The following is a 17,119-nucleotide window of genomic DNA, read 5'->3' as shown; positions in this document are numbered from 1 at the left end:
CGAAGCTCACAGTGACCGGGTAAACCCCCGGCTTTTTCGCGGTGCCGCTGAATGCAACAGTAACCCCACGCTGGTCCGAGCCGGAATCCCTGGTCACCGTATAGGTGACGCCTTGGGGCAAACCGCTTGCTGTGGCCGTAATTGGGGTGGCGTTGACGCCACTATTATCACCGGTCGCCGAGGCGTGGATGGAATACGGCTTCATGTTGGGCGACCCGGTGCGGTTAGAACGGGGCGGGGAGTCCTGTCAGGGCGGGCTTGGAACGGTGATTCCTTGTGCCGGGGCGGGTTGTTCCGGGTTTGTAGTATCGGGCGGTGATGTTGGCGAACCTGGCGGCGATGTCTTGCGGGCTGGAGCTGAGGTTGGCGAGTGCCTGGCGTGCTTTCTTGGCTCGTCCCATACCAATCTGAGTTTCCTGCCAGTCGTAGTTAGAGACGTAATAGTCGTGGCGGCGTTGTCTCAACAATTTCCGGTTTGTGCCGTTCAGTGACCATCCGGGGGTGTTCTTGCTTTTACGCGAGTTCGAGATTATCCGCACGATAGAGCCAAAGTTGTCGTGGCAGGCAGCAGTGCAGATTTCGCCTTTCACGCATTTGGGGCATTCCATTTTCCTCGCAGCTTTGTCCAGACGGCGGTAATGTTTGCTGATTAGGCTGTTGTCTCCTTTCCTGGATTTGATGAACCTTCCCCAGGTTTTCGCACTGTATGACACGGCTTTAATCAGGTATTTGGTGCGGTCTTCGCGTTCGTTGTCGTCTGGTAGAGGCTGGCAGTCTATCTGGTCGCCCCAGCCGAATTCCCCGGTGTGCTGGTTGTGGGCGATGTCTTTTATTTTGCTGGGCATTACGCCTTCGCTGGCTTCTATACGCAGGATAACATGTACGTGGAGGGCACCACGACTTTGCCATTCCCATACCCGGAAAAAATCGAGAGTCTCGAAGCTGTTTCTCAATGCCCGGTAGGTATTTCTCCATAGCTGGGCGGCAGCATAATTCCATGCCACCTGTCCTTCGTAATCATAGGTGCTCGGGTCTACTGGAACACCTTTCAAATGCAGGTCTTCTTCGGTATGGGTCTTGCCGCAGGCACACACCTTAGAGCCGCTATCCGTGTTGGGAACAAAGTGGATTTCACCGAAAGAAGGAGCAGTAAGAGTTAGGAAATAGAACGTGTACTTCTTAATGGTTTCCTGGGGAATGTCGTCCCATGGCACACAGCCGGACTTGCAGATTATCAGCCAATCTTTCCGATACAGCAAGGCACAACGGGGGCAGATATCACAGAAGCGGCTGTTGCAGTTGTAGAACTGTCCCTTATAGATGTGGGGGCAAGAGCAGAACTGGCGGGATTCTTTGAACAGTTTCGCCGCCTTGGTTGCCTCGTTGTTATACATTTCGGGTGGCTCCTTCCTGGAAATACATGGACAAACGTGTTCGAGGGCGGGAAACGGCGACATGCTGCATGTTGCGTTCTTGGCGGCCAGCTAAAACTGTTGGGTGAACCAGGGAACCCATACCTGCCACATGCACCGCATCCCATTCCATGCCTTTGGCGGAATGGATTGTGGAAAGCGTCACCGTCCCCTCTTTCGGCCTACGGGATGCCGGGGTGGCGTCTGACTCGCTGGGATTGTTGTGCAGGTATGGAATCTCGTGGTCTTCGAGGATTTCTGCTACGACATCGAGTTCTGCGTGAGTATCAGCAAGCACAGCGACCGTTCCGGCCTCCAAGGTAGAGGAGATTTCAGAAGCGAAAAAGTCGTCCCAATCTCTCTTGCCTGGTTGATACTCCCATCGTTCCACTGTGCCGGATACACCTGGGTTGGCAGGGGTTATAGTAAGACCATCAGTCCTTGTCCGATTCACCACTTCTAGGATTTCGGGTGCGGACCGGAAGCAGGTGGTGAGGTGGAATTCTTCCCATCCCGGGTCGGTGAACCAGGGGATTCCTGCCCCGGAGTAGCAGAAGATTTCCTGGCACGGGTCACCGACTATGACCAGCCGGGAGCTTCCGGACAGTAGCTTAATGAGGCGGGCAAGCAGAGGCGTGATGTCCTGGGCTTCGTCTACGATGATGGTCGCCCAACGCTTGGATTGCCGAGCAAGAAATACTGGGTCGCTTTCCAGGAGATACACGGCGAGGTATTCCCAAATATTGAAAGTGGCTAAGCGGTTCTTCGCGAGCTTACTGAACAGCGTTTCCACTAGCTCCGCCAGATTTGCTGCTGGGAGGCTAGAAGAGGATGAAGTAAAACCTTCCAAAGAATAAAGCCTGGCGAGCATATAATCCATGGCTGAGATAAGGATTTTACGGTTCCCCGGAGTGTTGGGGATAAAAGCTCCGACCAGGCATTCACCCGCCAGTCTGTCCACGGCTTGGGGACGGTCAATCCTGGGGATTTGGAAATCAGGATGCTCCCGCAGGATTCCTAAAGCAAGAGAATCAGCGGTACATACTTCCACGAGGGGGCTACTAATCCGCTTTTGGAACACCCCCACGTTGGCGTTGGTGTAAGCAATCATCAGGCATTTATCTGGATTCAGCCTGGCGAAGTTGACCATGGTGTGGGTCTTGCCGGTGCCGCCACCAGCAAGAACTCGCACCCGGTCAGCGTTCGATTCGCAAACTGCTTCTTGTTCCTGGGTCACAGTGCCACTTCTTCCTCTGCTGCTTGTTCCGCCTGTTCAGCGAAACGGGTCAGGACGTACTGCGGGACGTAGTAGAACTTCACGTTGTGCCTGAGTCCGTCGTCTTCCAGCACTACTGCCTGGCCGGGATTATCCGAGGGGATGGTGTATGCCAGGGAAAGGGTGTTTTCTGCCGGATACCCGAGCACTGCTTGTTCCGCCTCGCGGGTCGCCACACGGAAACAAGCCCTGATACCGATGTTGTCCCTAATACTGGTGGGTATGGCGTCGGCGGTGGGTTTCTGGGTCATGAGCATGAGGAATACCCCTGAGGAGCGTCCCCGCTTCACTAAATCCGCGACGAGTGCGGTAATACGCTCCCGTTTGTCTTTATCCTCTTTCGATGCTCCACGCGTGTCGAACAACGTTTGGCATTCGTCAATCACCAGGCACAGCACCGGGCAGGTCGGGTCGGGTATCGTGTCCCAAAAAGCAGGCACGCCGTAGCGTTCCAGCATGGTTTCCTGCCGGTGTTCCATTTCCTGAACCAGGTCTTCGAGCAGCTTGATGACCTGGTTCAGACTACCGGTGCTGCTGATGAATGTTTTCGCTGAGTGTTTCGCCCAAGACCAGTCCGCCCCGCCTTTGCCGTCGATAATGTGCACTTCCGCATTAGGAGAGGCAAGCAGCGACCCGACTATCACCTGGGCACCGCTGGTTTTCCCGGAACTTGGCATTCCACCAGCCAGCATCCCCGGCTGGTTACGCAGACTGAGCCGGTGCTTGTACCCGAAATCGTCAATACCATAGTCAATGCCACAGTCATCCAAGCTGAACTTAGGGAAATCCGCGAGCATATACTTCTGCCTGATAGGTGCCTCCATATCAGGCTGCTTCAAAAACCGGATGACCCAACGCCCTGTCCTGTCGTCGTGCTCCAGCAGCTCGAAATCCCTGGCACCAAACCGGGCAAGATGCTTGCGTATCAACACCAGCACCATTGCGTCATCGCCCCCAGCAGCCCAAGGGCAAATGAACTCCCACAAGTCGCCGGCAAGCCTCGCTTTGCAATACTCCGCGTCGCTCTTAGACACCAGCTCGCACGCGGCAAGAGCCTCCCTGCCCCGGCGTACAGCACGTTTCTGATAGGCACGCCAGATGTCGCCTAGAACCGGCACCGCATACCATAACTGAGGAATAACCAGACCTGCCAGGAACAAGACCCCTGTCCCAATACCTACAACTTTGATGCCAGCCCAACTGAACGCGGGCTCTATAAACACCCAAGCAAGTAAAGTGGATATCAGCCACAGACAGGTGACCCAAATCTTAGACAGAACCCGGGATGTTATGTGATTTAGATAAGAAGATTTAAACATTTCTGTTCAATCCTTTCGTTTCATTGAATTTCTTGTGCATGTTGAGGGGATGCCTCCCCGTTATTACTTGAGGTGGTGGGGGCGACCGGAACAGTTAGCTACAGCCGCCCCCACTGGTGAGGCGGACGCCTACTATTTCTGCGAAGGTGTCGATTGGGCAGTTGCCTTTATCTGCTCGAATACCTTCACGGCAGACGGGCCCGGGACAAGCCGGTCGCAGCCAACGATTTTCACGCGGACGGAACCGTAATCCCCGCCTGACAGCTCAGCCTTCAAAGGCTTGGAACCGGTAAGGATGACCGTGCCGCCGACAGCAGCCGGTTCAGAGACATCTTCGGGAAGCTCCACCGTGACTTCCGTTGGCTCCTCGCCAATCATGGAGAGACCAGAGAACCTAGCCTGCGGGCGCCCCAAGGCATCCAGCAGCCTTTTCTCCGTGCGTACCCCTGCCTCATACACATAGGCAGGGCGTGGGCCGCTCATTACAATGAGCGGCGTGTTTGGTTCGAATGGAATCGTAGCCATTGTTCTTTTCCTTACTGTTTAGGGGAACAGCCCTCTTGACTGCTCCATTAGTGGTAAATATCGTTCGATTTGCCCCTGGAAAGGAAAGAGTTAGTTAGACGGGGTGCTGGGATGCAAGATGCCCGATATAATGCGGCCTCTCATTGTGAAAGAAACATTAATCGAGAATGTCAAAGCCTTACCCCACAGGCGGTCTGCCTTAGCCCTACGGGCACGGCAGACCGCCACACCCAAAAGCTTTCCCGCACTCGCTGCCGTTTCTTTACGCGAAGAACCGCACCCCAGGCCAAACAGCCCCCAGCCGCCGCAACCACACCCCGCCAGCGGAAACCCGCAGCATTCCCACAACCGAGGCAGTACATCGCGTGCTCCGCTAACAGAAAGAGCAAAACAATGCCATTTTCCATTTCCGAACAACCCGCCAGCCCGGGAAATACCAACCCCAGCCACAGCAAGCCGCAGGTAAAAAGGGTGCAGTTATCCCAGGGAAAGAAGAAACAGACCTCAATTTCCGCCGCTACCAGCCAAAAAACCGGGTACCTTGCCAGGCGGAAATCGAGGTCTAAAAGAAAATCCCAAGACCAATACCGCCCCACCAAAACCCAAGACCAGACGCCAACCCGCACTTTCTAGAATGGTCGGGTGACTGGGAACCTTAAATATGCGGGGATATGGATAAACAAACGCCTCGCAGTTTATTAACCGTGAACACGCAAATGTCCGGATGCATATCAGAGTAAGACACAACACGCCTCCTTTCTTTGTTCGTCAACTCCATGCATTCCTCTCACATGGAACATTTACCTGTTGCCCTTTCGTGTAATAAATGATAAATGCACATTGTGGATAAATAAAGGAGCTTAAAAAGAGAGGCTTCGAAACCAACCGGACTGTACGCAATTAGTTTGAAATTGCACTCATTTTTTCGGCAATGGCGGCGTCGCGGTCTTGGGTAGCGTGCTGGTATATCATGACAGTCTCTGCATTGGCATGACCAGCCCGATGCATAAGCTCTGCCAAGGTTGCCCCGGATTGGCCAGCCAAGGTAAGCCCGGAGTGGCGAAGTCCGTGGAAGGTAAATCTCTGGTCTAAGTCAGGAACTGCTCTCTTGGCCTTAGCGAAATGGCCATTCATAGATTTGTTAGAGTACCACTTGACTAGCGAAGCGGGAGAGTGAACCAACAATGATTCTTTATCCGGGGCAACGTACTTGGCTATGTGCCCCTTTAAATCAGCGACAATTGTTGGCGGAACCGCAATGTCCCGGATACCGGCTTCACTCTTCGGCGGACCAACCGTGTAACCGAAGCCAGCGGCATATTGCACAGCACGGGTAACGCTAATGACCGCTTTTTCTCCCTTGAACCGAACGTCTTTTCGGCGTAGTTCAGTTATCTCTCCGAAACGGAGGGAACACCAGAACGCTAACAGTACAGCAATCCTATATTCGTCCGGCATAGCCTCAGCAAGACGACTAACCTGGTCGCAGGTCGCCACAATGTTGCGGTGATTGTCGGTCGTGGGCTTCTTTGACACAGCACCCTTGACATGAACGGGAGAAGCGTCAATCAGCCCTTCATCAACCGCAGCATTCATCAGGGCAGAAAATACGCGGTAGGTAGATTTCCTCGCACCCAGCTTCTTCCCGTCAAAGCTATTATACCAATCCTTCACCTGCTGGTTAGTTATGAGATTGATGAGCATATCTCCGAAGGTGTCCTCAAGGTGGGCTTTGAAACAGGATTTATACGATTGAATCGTCTTTGGCTTCATACCGCCCTCCTTCTCTCTCCTAGCTAGATAGGTTTCCTTCCATTCCTTGAATGTGGGAACGTCAGCTTTGACCGGGCTCAGTTCTTCCTCAGCTAACTCAGGGTCAATCAATCCCTTAGCAATAGCCACCTGTTGAGCCGCCAGCCAATCACTGGCCAACTGCCGATTGGGAAAGGTCTCATCTGCCAAAACCTTAATGCTGCCTTTACGCCAATATGCCCGGTATCGCCCGGACTTGAGCTTCTCTATAGAACCGAAGCCTTTACGAGACTTTCGCTTCTTCTTTGGTTGCTCATCTTCAACAGCAGCTTCTTCAGACATCAGACCTCCCAGAAATCTTAAATCACCCCAACCCGAGGGCTATATGAGGGCTAACGGAATGGAATTCCATGGAAATCATCATACTGTGTGGAAAATATGAAAATCACACAATCGCTGAAATACCGGGCTAAAAACACTGAAACCCTTGGCTTCCCAAGGGTTTCAGATTCAGCTAGCGGAGGATGGGGGATTCGAACCCCCGAGGGCTTGCACCCAACACGCTTTCCAAGCGTGCGCCATAGGCCACTAGGCGAATCCTCCAGGTATTTGGTTAATCTGCAAAAAGCAGCGCCTACTATTCTACATATTTCCCGGCCGGGCGAAAAATTTAGCGGTCGGGATTTTGCTATAGGCGATACTCCGCAGACAGCCCGCGTATGCTCGGATAGAATCGAGCCGTCGGGTCAATCCGGATCTGACTGCAACAGTTAGGAACAAAACATGGCGGTTTACACCCTCCCCGAACTCCCCTACGATTACGCTGCTCTGGAGCCGCACATCTCCGGCAAAATCATGCAGCTGCACCACGACAAGCACCATGCCAACTATGTAAACGGCGCGAACACGGCTTTGGAAAAGCTTGAAGAAGCCCGCGCGACCGGCAACTTTGCCACGATTAACCAGCTCGAAAAGGACCTCGCTTTCAACCTGGGCGGACACGCGAACCACTCCGCTTTTTGGAAGATGATGGGTCCGGCTGCTACCACTCCGGATCGTCCCAGCGGCGAACTCGCTGCGGCGATTGATGAATACTTCGGTTCTTTTGAAGCCTTCCAAAAGCACTTCACCGCGGCTGCGACCGGACTGCAAGGCTCCGGCTGGGCGGTATTGGCTTGGGACAGCGTGGCGGGTCGCCCGGTCATTTTCCAGTTGTTCGACCAGCAGTCGAACATTCCGATTGCCCAAATTCCGCTGCTCATGCTGGATATGTGGGAGCACGCGTTCTATTTGGACTACTTGAACGTCAAGGCTGACTATGTCAAGGCCTGGTGGAACGTGGTGAACTGGACGGAGGTCGAAGGCCGCTTCGAGGCCGCCTCCAAACATCACGGCGTGCTCTAGTGCTATAAACCTCAGGACTCTATATTTCGCGCGGTGGCGGCGTATTTTGCGTCGCCACCGTTGTTTTGAACAGGGCTGACAATCCGCCGAATCGTAGATATCACCGTCAGGGGCGGACGCTGAATCAACAGCTCGGACTGCCCAGGAGCCGTTCTCTTAGATTGAACCGTACTGTCCTGTCTCAGTGTCGTAGGTGAGAACCGGAATCCGCTGAGATTGCATCACCGAGCCATCAATGAAGTAGTGCGAGTATCCGTCATAGAAAACATCGTGGAAAGTCGGATCGTCTGCAACTTGCCCCGAGCCGACATGACCCGCAATAACATCGATGAGGAATGGTCCGGTCGTGGGCGGGTACTTATTGAGCATCACGTCTTCGCTGGTGCCCAGTTCCCACCATTCCGCAGCGTCCTCATCGATGCCGGCGTGGACGAACACCTGAGTTTCCGTCTTAAAATAGAGCGGCAGCGAATGCAGCCAACCCACCAGCCAGGGATAGTGCTCCATAATATAGGTCCGAATGGCTGAGAGTACCTCGAAAGAACCGATTCCAGAAAAGTTGTCGATAACGGTATCGGGGAGGAAACTGCACAAGGTTTCCTCGGTGAAGTTGGCGATAATTAGCGGCTCATCGGTGGTGAGGAAATCCAGCAGCCAGTCGTCATGGTTTCCCTTGAGGACGATGGCATTGTCACGGTAGCGTTGTTGCAGCTCGTGGATACGGCATAAGACAGATGCGCTCTCAGGTCCGCCGTCGACGTAATCGCCCAGGAAGATGAGCATATTATCGGAATCTGGGGTCAGAATGTCATCTAAATCCCCGATACGTGCCAAGGCGTCTTCCAAAGCATCGAGACAACCGTGTATATCACTGAGTGCATATATCATTTGTCACTTCCGTATGGTTGCTTGATTCGGCAATCGAATTTTTCACAAGGGCGTGGTGGTGGCCTTTGCGTGAGGGCATGGGCGCAAAAGGCAGGTTGGAAAAGTGCTGAACAAGTATGCCAAAGAGCTTGGAACAGCTTATGCTACCGTTTCATGAGTTCGTTAATCCGCACTTGCATTTGCACTCGCCTGTTATCAATGCGATCGGTCATTTTCTTCATCCAGGAAGGTTACACATGGCATATTCCTATCATTCGCTGGGAGGCATGGTTCTGGCTTACGGGTACATAAACTATGAACTGGTGAGAAAAACTACTGAAAATGCACCAGCACTTCCTTGCCGCGGGTTTGAGTTGGCTCAACCGTTAGAGAATCGGGCCTGGTCACAAACTTATAGTTCTTCACGAGTGGGTTTTCAGGTTCGGGACTATCGGTGTTTACAGTCGCAAGAGAAAACAGCCCTCCTTTATAAAAGGTCTGATATGTCTCGGTTGCCTGCATTGAACGTCCCACAGATACGGCAAAGGGTTGGTCGGGTTGCGCCACATTTGCGATTAGCAAGTAGGTCACTCCTTCCCCGCTGGGTTTCATCTGCGACATCCCCTGAAATGCTACGTCCAGGAATCCGTCACCGTTGAAATCTTCGTAAGTGGGAGCACTAATCTCAGCCGTAATGAAAGGAGTGCTCGCCCCGTACGCAGACCATTTCTCAGTACTGGTGCCATTTTCGATTGTTTTCCAACACTCGTTGGGTGACATTGGCATGGGTTGCAACACAGTTGGTTTGTCCCAATTTACAATCCAATGGCAAGCGGGATTGGGTCTCAACGGACTCGGAGAATCAACGGGCGCTAAATTGTTATCGTACGGAAGACGAATATCCGATAAATCAAAGTCTTTCATAAAATCTTTTGGCAACTTAGGACCAGTAACCTCATGGTGCACATTACCCTGATACGGTTTGCTCCCCAACTTAGCCGTGGAGACATCTTTGGCACTGAGAGAGAACGCAAAAATCGCACCCAGCACCAAGATAATTACTAGAAGTAGGTTAATCAGTATCAGCAGCGTCTTCCTGCTGTTTGCGCTCTCACCAGCCATTTTACCGCTTTCACCGAGTCGACATACACAACCATGCTACGCGCCGTTTTGCTCTTTTTTACTGGTTTTCAGTTCAGTGCAAGTTCCACGCCACCAGGCCCGGCTCGGCGGGGATAAAAAACGGTTTCCCCCGCCGGAAGGCAGGGGAAACCGCTGGGCAAAACCTCACAGGTTCTTGATGATTTCCTCCACGGAGGCCTTGGCGTCACCGAAGAGCATGTCCGAGTTCTCGTTAAAGAACAACGGGTTTTGCACCCCGGCATAGCCGGTCGCCATCGAACGCTTGAAGATAATCACGCGCCCCGCCTCCCAGACATGGAGCACCGGCATTCCCGCAATCGGGGAGCCCGGCTCGTAGGCGTCAGGGTTCACGGTGTCGTTCGCACCGATGACCAGGACCACGTCCGTGTCCGGGAAGTCGTCATTAATCTCGTCCATCTCGAGCACGATGTCGTAAGGCACCTTAGCCTCGGCCAACAGCACGTTCATGTGCCCAGGCAGACGGCCCGCCACCGGGTGAATCCCGAAACGAACCTCCACGCCCGCCTCACGCAGCTTCTTGGTCAAGTCCGCGACCGCAAACTGCGCGCCCGCGGTAGCCATACCGTAGCCGGGAGTGATGATGACGGACTTGGCGCCCTTCAAAATCTCCGCGGCTTCGGGAGCCTTGATTTCGGTGTGTTCACCGTAATCCTTGGCTTCCTGCTTCGGGCCCGCACCCTCGCCAAAACCGCCGAGGATAACAGAGATAAACGAGCGGCCCATGCCTTTACACATGATGTAGGACAGGAACGCACCGGAAGAACCAACCAGGGCACCAACGATAATCAACAGCGGGTTGGAGAGCATAAAGCCAGCCGCCGCGGCCGCCCAGCCGGAATACGAGTTCAGCATGGACACGACCACCGGCATATCCCCGCCGCCGATAGCGGCCACCAGGTGCAAACCGAGCACCAGGGAAATCGCGGTCAAAACGCCCAAAGCAATCCACTGCTGCTGGAGCAGGGCGGCATCGGCGCCGGCCGGATCCGTGCGCTTGGCCACAATCATCCACACAATCATGGCGATAACCGCCAGAATCATCAGGATGTTCAGGAAGTTACGCGCCGGCAGCATCAACGGCTTGCCTTTAATCTTGGCCGACAACTTCAGGTAGGCGATGATGGAACCGGTGAAGGTCACCGCGCCGATAAAGATGCCAATCCCGACTTCGCCCAGGTGGAAGCCCATGTCGCGCACGGTTTCCGCGTTGTCGGTGGCCGAAAGTTCCATGAAGGTGTTGAACCCGACCAGCACCGCCGCTAGACCCACAAACGAGTGCAGCAAGGCGATGAGTTCGGGCATTCCCGTCATCTTAACGTTCTTGGCCTTCCACAGGCCGATAATCGCGCCCAGCAGCATACATCCCACCAGGATAGAAGCGGTTTGACCGACGTGGGTCACGGCGTTTGCCGGCGGGTTGGCCGTCAAGGCGACAAAGATAATCGACACCAGCGCGATGCTCATGCCGGCGATACCGAACTTGTTGCCGCGCAGGGCGGTGGTCTGGTTAGACAGACCGGCCAAGGCCATGATGAACAGCAGGGCGGCGATGAGGTAGGCGAAGTATTCGACGTGATCGCTCCAGTAAGCGAGGGTGGTCATGTCGGCGTGGTCAGTCGCGTTAGCGGCAAGGTTCACAAGTGTGTGCAACATGGCTTAGTCCTCCTTCTGGAACATCTTGAGCATTCGATGGGTCACAAAGAAACCGCCGAAAATGTTGATAGAAGCAATCAGGATGGCCAGACCTGCTAGGCCCGTCACAATCCACGAGGTCGATTGAGCCAGCGACAGAATCGCGCCGACCAGGATGATGCCCGAAATCGCGTTTGTTTCACTCATCAACGGGGTGTGCAGCGAGTGGGTCACGTTGGTGATTACGTAGAACCCGGCCACAATCGCCAGCGCCAAAATGATGTAGTAGGGCAGCATCGAGAACGGTGTCACCGCGACCAGGGCGATGCCCAGCACGGCGGCCACGAAAATCCAGAAGTTCCGCATGGCGTGGGACTTCGGCTTTTCCGGTTCAGCAGCTGCGTGCGCTGACGCTGCGGGGGCGGGCTTGGCCGGGGCCGCCGAGACCGAAATGGGCGGCGGGGGCCACAGTACGTCCTTTTCGTGGGCAATAGTGATGGACCGCACGACTTCGTCCTCCAGGTCAAAGACGATGGTGCCGTCTTTTTCCGGGGTCATAAGTTTCATGAGGTTCACAATGTTTTGCCCGTAGAGCTGGGAGGCCTGGCCGGGCAGACGGTTCGCCAGATCGGTGAAGCCGATTATGGTCACGCCGTTGTCAGTTACCACCACTTCCCCAGCCTTGGTCAGTTCGCAGTTGCCGCCCGCCATGTCCACGATGACAGAACCGGGTTTCATGCCCCCCACCGCTTCTGCAGTGAGCAACAGCGGGGCGGGACGACCCGGAATCTGGGCGGTGGTAATGACGATGTCAGAAGCGGCGGCCTGTTCCGTATAGAGTTTCAGGGCCGCTTTGGCCTGATCCTCGTTCATTTCCTTGGCGTAGCCGTCCGAGGATTCCTGAGCGGGAGCGGGAATCTCCACGAACTCAGCTCCCATGGATTCCACCTGTTCAGCCGCGGCGGCGCGCACATCGGTGGCCTGGACGATGGCACCCATCGAGTTCGCGGTGCCGATAGCCGCCAAACCGGCGACACCAGCGCCGATAACGTAAACCTTAGCCGGAGGCATCTTGCCGGCGGCCGTGACCTGGCCGGTAAACAAGCGCCCGAAAGCGTTAGCGGCCTCGATAACCGCGCGGTAACCAGCGATGTTTGCCATCGAGGACAGCACGTCCATCGCCTGAGCGCGGGTAATGCGCGGCACGGCGTCCATCGAAATCGCGGTCACGTTTCGCTTGGCGAACACTTCGGCGATTTCGGGGTGGATACGCACCCCGAGGCGCGAAATCAACACGGTGCCTTCACGCAGCTGGTCGATTTTGTCTTGCGGCGGGGTGTCCAAAGTCGTGACAATGTCTGCCTGCCAAACTTCCTGCGGTCCCACCACTTCGGCACCGGCATCGCGATAAAGCTGGTCTGGGTACGACGCGTCGGCGCCAGCTCCGGCTTCGACAATGACCTCATAACCCAACTTAATCAGTTTGCCAACGGTGTCAGGTGTGGCGGATACCAGTTTTTGCCCCTCAGCGGGCTCTCTCGGTATTCCTATACGCACGTATAACTCCTGAATGTCAACAGTTTCCGGCCTCGAACGGGCCGGGGCGGGATGGTCCCCGTGACGGGTTTATCCTATCAGTAACTCGCAGGGTTGTTTTTATCGGGTGGCGGATTCAGACTGCGGTCAAGTTCGCGGCGGCCGGCCTAAAGCAAAAGAAAGTTCCCCGGGGTTGCCACGAGACTCTCGCCGCTTCCCCAGGGAACTTTTCTCAGACTCGCCGAGAGGGTTATTGTCCCAGCATTTCTTCGAGGGCATCTCCCAAATTCGGCCCTCCCATATTGTCCAACCCCTCCTGGACCATGCCTGTGCCGGCTGAAACCGCGCTACTACCAATCGCGATGGTGGTGGTGGTGAATCCTAGAATCAGGTAAACGAAGGTGAAGCAGGCCAGGCACAACACCAAGAACATAGAGTGCCACAAGGCGGTAGTTTTTTCAGTCCGCGTAATGTTGCGAATAGCGGCGCTAATCAGCAGCTCCATCATGAACAAGCCACCGAGGAACGCTATCGTCAATAAGACCACCAGCAGCATAGTCAAGAACGGGATGGGCAGCAGCTCGATTACGAAAATAGCTGCCAGCGCAATGGTGGGAAGCACCAGACCGGTAGCCACCACGTTGCAGCACTGCAGGAAAGTCATGTCCCCTTTAAACGTTGCCACGGTTGCTTTGACAAAAACCGCCCGGAGAATGACTGCCACAAAAGACACGATGATGGCCACGAAAAAGACCAGGAACCAGTATCCGAAGCTGAGGATGGAGTAGGGTGAAATGCTTCCGGCTCCGATGGAATTGCTCAAGCCGTTGATAAAACCGCCCACCATCAAGTCCGCTGAACGCGCTACCCCAACGGAATATGCCAAGCCGGAAATGATGCTGAACAGCAGGAACATCACCCACCACCAGGCTTTCAGCTGCAGGTTCTCCAGCACTACCTGGTCGCCTTGGGATTTGTGAATCCGCTTAAATGTGGGGAAAATCGCCTTCAAGGCTTTCATGAATTCGCCGTCTTGCTTTGGCATCGCGATGTAGATACCCCCCTGGCCAGGAGCGCCACCGGGAATTTGGTTGGTGTAGCCAACCATGGGCTGCGCACCGGTCACAGGCGGGACAGGTTGCCCGGCAGCTTGGGGCACACCCATCGGCTGACCTGGAACCGGAGGCATCGCCGAACCCGCAGCCGGAGGCATCGGCTGGACCGGAGCGGGAGGCATCGGCTGATACGAAACCGGAGGCATCGCAGAAGGTGCGACTGGCTGCATTGGAGCAGCGGGTTGAGCCGGGGCAAAACCGGGCTGTTCCGGCTGGCTAGGCTGCGCAACGTGCTGCGCTGTATGTTGCGGCTGTGCGGGAGGCATCGCTGGCTGGGCGCCGGGGTAGGCCGTGGGATTTACGGGCGCGGGCGGCAAAGATTCGTTTTCGGGAGGTGGAGGAAGACTCACGGTTTTTCCTTTCAAAATCACTCGATTTTACAGAAAAACCATACCACCTAGAGGCCCACGAGTATACGCTTGATGACCAAAATCGCAGGGAAGTTTTTACCCTACATTTACCTGGAATTATTACCGGGCTAGCTCACCCGTGGTGCGTGAAACTTTCCGAGAAGCGATTATGCAGGCGGCGCAGGGGTCGCGGCGCCCACCAGTTCACCCGGCCGAACAGAGCCATCACGGAGGGCACCAGCACCATGCGGACAATAGTGGCGTCAAAGGCGACCGCCAACGCCAAAATAAATCCGACCTGCTTCAACACAATCATGTGCCCGGTCACGAACGCGAGGAACACAAAGACCAGAATGGTTGCCGCGGAAGTCACAATCCGCGCCGAGCGCGTCAAGCCTTGAATGACCGACAGACGGGCCGACCCGGTCTCGTCCCACACCTCTTTCATTCGAGATAACAGGAACAGCTCGTAGTCTATCGACAGCCCGAAGCCGAAGCACATCAGCATCACGACCACGTAAGATTCCAGCCCCGGCAGTTTTTGGGCACCCAACAGCTCCACCCCGAAACCGTCAACAAAGACCAGGGTGGAGATCCCCAGGGTCGCCATCAGTGACAACGTGTTTATCACCAGGGCTTGCAGCGGTATCACTATCGAGCCGGTCATGAGGAACAGCAGGATAATGGTGATAATCACCAGCACGCTGAGCACCCAGGGCAAGCCTTGGGCCAATGACGAGATGAAGTCGATTTGGTTCGCCGCCTGGCCGATGACATAGCGCTCGAAATCATGGGGTTTATCCCGGATTTCCTTCACGATCCTCTCGGCTTGCGGGGAACCGATGTCTTTCGTTTCCAGATCCACGATGGCCACGGAGTCCTTCGTGTCGCCCAGTTGGGAAGCGGCAAAAACTTGGGCGATTCCTTTGATATCGCTGAGGTTTGCTTCAGTCCAGGCATCAAGTTCCTCGGGCGTGGTGTCCTCGGCGACGATACGCACCGGGGGCAGTCCGGTACGCGGCACCTGGACGGATAAATCTTCGTACAAAAGCCTTTGTTCGTTGTGGACTGGCAGCATGTCGAACAGCGAGTTGCGCAGATTCAAAGTCGCCAATGGCAGACACGCCGCCACCAAAACCGTTGCCGAAACGATGAAAGACAGCCAGGGTTTGCGGGTTACCGCGATGGAAATCCGATAAAAGAACGTGTTTTCCGTTTCGGGGTCAACTTCCGGTGCGCCATCCGGATCTTTGCTTTGCGTTACCCGGTGCTTCACATGTGCCGGCTCTACGTCGCCCATGAAGCGGCGCAGGAACGGAATCTTGGTCAGGATGGAGGGCTTTTCCAGGCGGGCGGAAGCCATAAACATGAGCGCGGACACCAAAGTCAGCGCCGCAATCATCGCCAGCAGCACGGTGGAGGACCCCGCAATACCCAGGGACTTCAACAGCTCCGGCCGGAAGAAAATCATGCCGGAGGACGCAATCGCCACAGTCAGGGCACTAAAGAAAGTCGTTCGCCCCGCGGTAGACAGGGTAATTTCCAAAGCCCGCAGGTAGCGCGGATTCAGGGCTTCCAGCCGCTCGCGGGTCTTGGGTTTTTTCACCCCGGAGAAGTCCGGTTTCCATTCGTCTTCGGGCAGGTCACGCAAACGCACAAGTTCCTCGTGGTAGCGCGACACTATCAACAAGCCGTAGTCGATGGATAGCCCCAGCCCCAGCACTGAAATCACGTTGACGGCGAAAGACTGCTGCTCAAACAGATAAGTCATCCCCAGCATGATGGCCAGGGCGGTGGAAATCGCCACCATCGCTCCCGACAGCGGCAGCAAAGCGGCCAAAAATCCTCCGAACACGACCGCCATAATCAGGAAAGACAGCGGAATCCCAATCGATTCGGAGCGCACCAGGTCGTTCTTAAGGGTTTGGATTCCGGCCTGGTTTACCAGGTCCGCGTCCGTGACCCGCACCCGGAAATCGGACTGCACCGCATCTTTTGGCAGAGCCGATTTCAGCGTGGATTCCAGCTCGCCCAGGGCTTTCTCAACGTTCCTCACGTCCGGCTCGAACTGTTCCGGCGGGGTCTTTTGAGCTTTCCCGTTGACCCGCAAATCCATAGTGGCCACCATGACAAACCCCTGGCCGTCCTTCGCCACCAGTTCCCGCGCTTGGGGATCGAGCATGGCGTTGTATTCCACGAAGGGATAGGACACCTTGTCTACGTGTGGCATCCCTTTCAGTTTCGTCTCAAACTGTTTCAGCTCGGTGTGCAGAGCTTTTGAGACGGGCCAGTCGGGTTCGGACAGCGCTTTGGCTTGGTCGCCCAGCGCTTGGGCTGCGTCGCCGAGCGCTTGGGCACGGTTCGCCAAGTCTTTGGCGATGTCGCCCTTGTCTTTCGCTTGATCGCCCAGTTCCTGAGCCCTGTCGCCCTTCGCTTTGGCTTGGTCACCCAGTCGGCGAGCTTGCGCGGCCAGGCTCTGGGCTTGGTTTCCACTGGCAAGAGCCTGATTCCCCGCCGCCTGCGCTTGGGCGCCGATTTCTTGGGCACGAGCGGCCTCGGTTTGAGCCTCGGTGCCCGCCGCCTGGGCTTCGGCCCCGAGTTGTTGGGCGGCGGCGCCCTGTTCTTGGGCTTGGGCTCCGGCCTGCTGGGCTGCAGCCCCGAATTGTTCAGCTTGGGCTATCGCCGCCCCAACTCCTGCCATATCTCCGCTGGCGGCGAGCTGCTGCGCTTTCGCCCCGGCCGCCTCGGCTTGCGCCTTCAACTCCTG

12 protein-coding genes and 1 tRNA gene are annotated in these 17,119 nt (G+C 55.6%); 1 reads left to right on the top strand and 12 read right to left on the bottom strand.

The features are described from left to right. Nucleotides 1-224 precede the first annotated feature (224 nt). The 6 genes from Q0V70_RS09475 to Q0V70_RS09450 form a co-directional block, all read right to left on the bottom strand. Nucleotides 225-1,394 carry a replication initiator gene (locus Q0V70_RS09475; protein WP_297591184.1) on the bottom strand — a complete coding sequence of 390 codons (1,170 nt, stop codon included), beginning with the start codon at nucleotides 1,392-1,394 and terminating at the stop codon, nucleotides 225-227. After that, on the bottom strand, nucleotides 1,387-2,649 hold the full coding sequence (locus Q0V70_RS09470; protein ID WP_297591182.1) for a UvrD-helicase domain-containing protein: 1,263 nt from the start codon (nucleotides 2,647-2,649) through the stop codon (nucleotides 1,387-1,389). Before Q0V70_RS09470 ends, Q0V70_RS09475 begins: the two co-directional genes overlap by 8 nt. Next, nucleotides 2,646-3,911 (bottom strand): FtsK/SpoIIIE domain-containing protein, encoded by a 1,266-nt coding sequence (locus tag Q0V70_RS09465; protein ID WP_297591179.1) that lies wholly within the window; start codon nucleotides 3,909-3,911, stop codon nucleotides 2,646-2,648. Before Q0V70_RS09465 ends, Q0V70_RS09470 begins: the two co-directional genes overlap by 4 nt. A gap of 228 nt (nucleotides 3,912-4,139) precedes the next feature. Further along, nucleotides 4,140-4,532 (bottom strand): hypothetical protein, encoded by a 393-nt coding sequence (locus Q0V70_RS09460; RefSeq protein ID WP_297591177.1) that lies wholly within the window; start codon nucleotides 4,530-4,532, stop codon nucleotides 4,140-4,142. Nucleotides 4,533-5,432: 900 nt separating this feature from the next. Then, nucleotides 5,433-6,626 (bottom strand): site-specific integrase, encoded by a 1,194-nt coding sequence (locus tag Q0V70_RS09455; RefSeq protein WP_004013784.1) that lies wholly within the window; start codon nucleotides 6,624-6,626, stop codon nucleotides 5,433-5,435. A gap of 176 nt (nucleotides 6,627-6,802) precedes the next feature. Then, a tRNA-Ser gene (locus Q0V70_RS09450) sits at nucleotides 6,803-6,887 on the bottom strand. Between the two features lie 180 nt (nucleotides 6,888-7,067). On the opposite strand from Q0V70_RS09450, the gene Q0V70_RS09445 reads away from it, so the two are divergent. Beyond that, nucleotides 7,068-7,688 (top strand): superoxide dismutase, encoded by a 621-nt coding sequence (locus tag Q0V70_RS09445; protein WP_297591166.1) that lies wholly within the window; start codon nucleotides 7,068-7,070, stop codon nucleotides 7,686-7,688. 156 nt (nucleotides 7,689-7,844) lie between these two features. On the opposite strand, the gene Q0V70_RS09440 is transcribed toward Q0V70_RS09445, so the two are convergent. From Q0V70_RS09440 to Q0V70_RS09415, 6 genes are all read right to left on the bottom strand, one after another. After that, entirely contained in the window at nucleotides 7,845-8,576 is a 732-nt protein-coding gene (locus Q0V70_RS09440) for a metallophosphoesterase (protein ID WP_297591163.1), read from the bottom strand. A gap of 312 nt (nucleotides 8,577-8,888) precedes the next feature. Next, entirely contained in the window at nucleotides 8,889-9,677 is a 789-nt protein-coding gene (locus tag Q0V70_RS09435; RefSeq protein WP_297591160.1) for a hypothetical protein, read from the bottom strand. Between the two features lie 165 nt (nucleotides 9,678-9,842). Further along, nucleotides 9,843-11,372, bottom strand: a complete 1,530-nt coding sequence (locus Q0V70_RS09430) for an NAD(P)(+) transhydrogenase (Re/Si-specific) subunit beta (RefSeq protein WP_297591158.1) — start codon at nucleotides 11,370-11,372, stop codon at nucleotides 9,843-9,845. Between the two features lie 3 nt (nucleotides 11,373-11,375). Then, a complete protein-coding gene (locus Q0V70_RS09425; protein ID WP_297591157.1) occupies nucleotides 11,376-12,908 on the bottom strand; it encodes a Re/Si-specific NAD(P)(+) transhydrogenase subunit alpha in 1,533 nt (510 codons plus the stop codon). Between the two features lie 229 nt (nucleotides 12,909-13,137). Then, nucleotides 13,138-14,352, bottom strand: coding sequence for a hypothetical protein (locus Q0V70_RS09420; RefSeq protein ID WP_297591154.1), 1,215 nt, complete (start codon nucleotides 14,350-14,352; stop codon nucleotides 13,138-13,140). A gap of 133 nt (nucleotides 14,353-14,485) precedes the next feature. Further along, nucleotides 14,486-17,119: MMPL family transporter (locus Q0V70_RS09415; RefSeq protein ID WP_297591152.1), on the bottom strand; the 2,634-nt coding region annotated here is incomplete at its 5' end.

The organism is uncultured Mobiluncus sp. (assembly GCF_947087965.1).
Classification (GTDB): Bacteria; Actinomycetota; Actinomycetes; order Actinomycetales; family Actinomycetaceae; genus Mobiluncus.
Note: the sequence above shows the minus strand (reverse complement) of the source record. Positions and strands in the feature narration are given on the sequence as shown.

Coding starts and splice junctions, on each gene's coding strand:
- Q0V70_RS09440 (WP_297591163.1), bottom strand. CDS start 8,576: ATGATATATGCACTCAGTGATATACACGGTTGTCTCGATGCTTTGGAA.
- Q0V70_RS09460 (WP_297591177.1), bottom strand. CDS start 4,532: ATGGCTACGATTCCATTCGAACCAAACACGCCGCTCATTGTAATGAGC.
- Q0V70_RS09430 (WP_297591158.1), bottom strand. CDS start 11,372: ATGTTGCACACACTTGTGAACCTTGCCGCTAACGCGACTGACCACGCC.
- Q0V70_RS09455 (WP_004013784.1), bottom strand. CDS start 6,626: ATGTCTGAAGAAGCTGCTGTTGAAGATGAGCAACCAAAGAAGAAGCGA.
- Q0V70_RS09475 (WP_297591184.1), bottom strand. CDS start 1,394: ATGTATAACAACGAGGCAACCAAGGCGGCGAAACTGTTCAAAGAATCC.
- Q0V70_RS09445 (WP_297591166.1), top strand. CDS start 7,068: ATGGCGGTTTACACCCTCCCCGAACTCCCCTACGATTACGCTGCTCTG.
- Q0V70_RS09435 (WP_297591160.1), bottom strand. CDS start 9,677: ATGGCTGGTGAGAGCGCAAACAGCAGGAAGACGCTGCTGATACTGATT.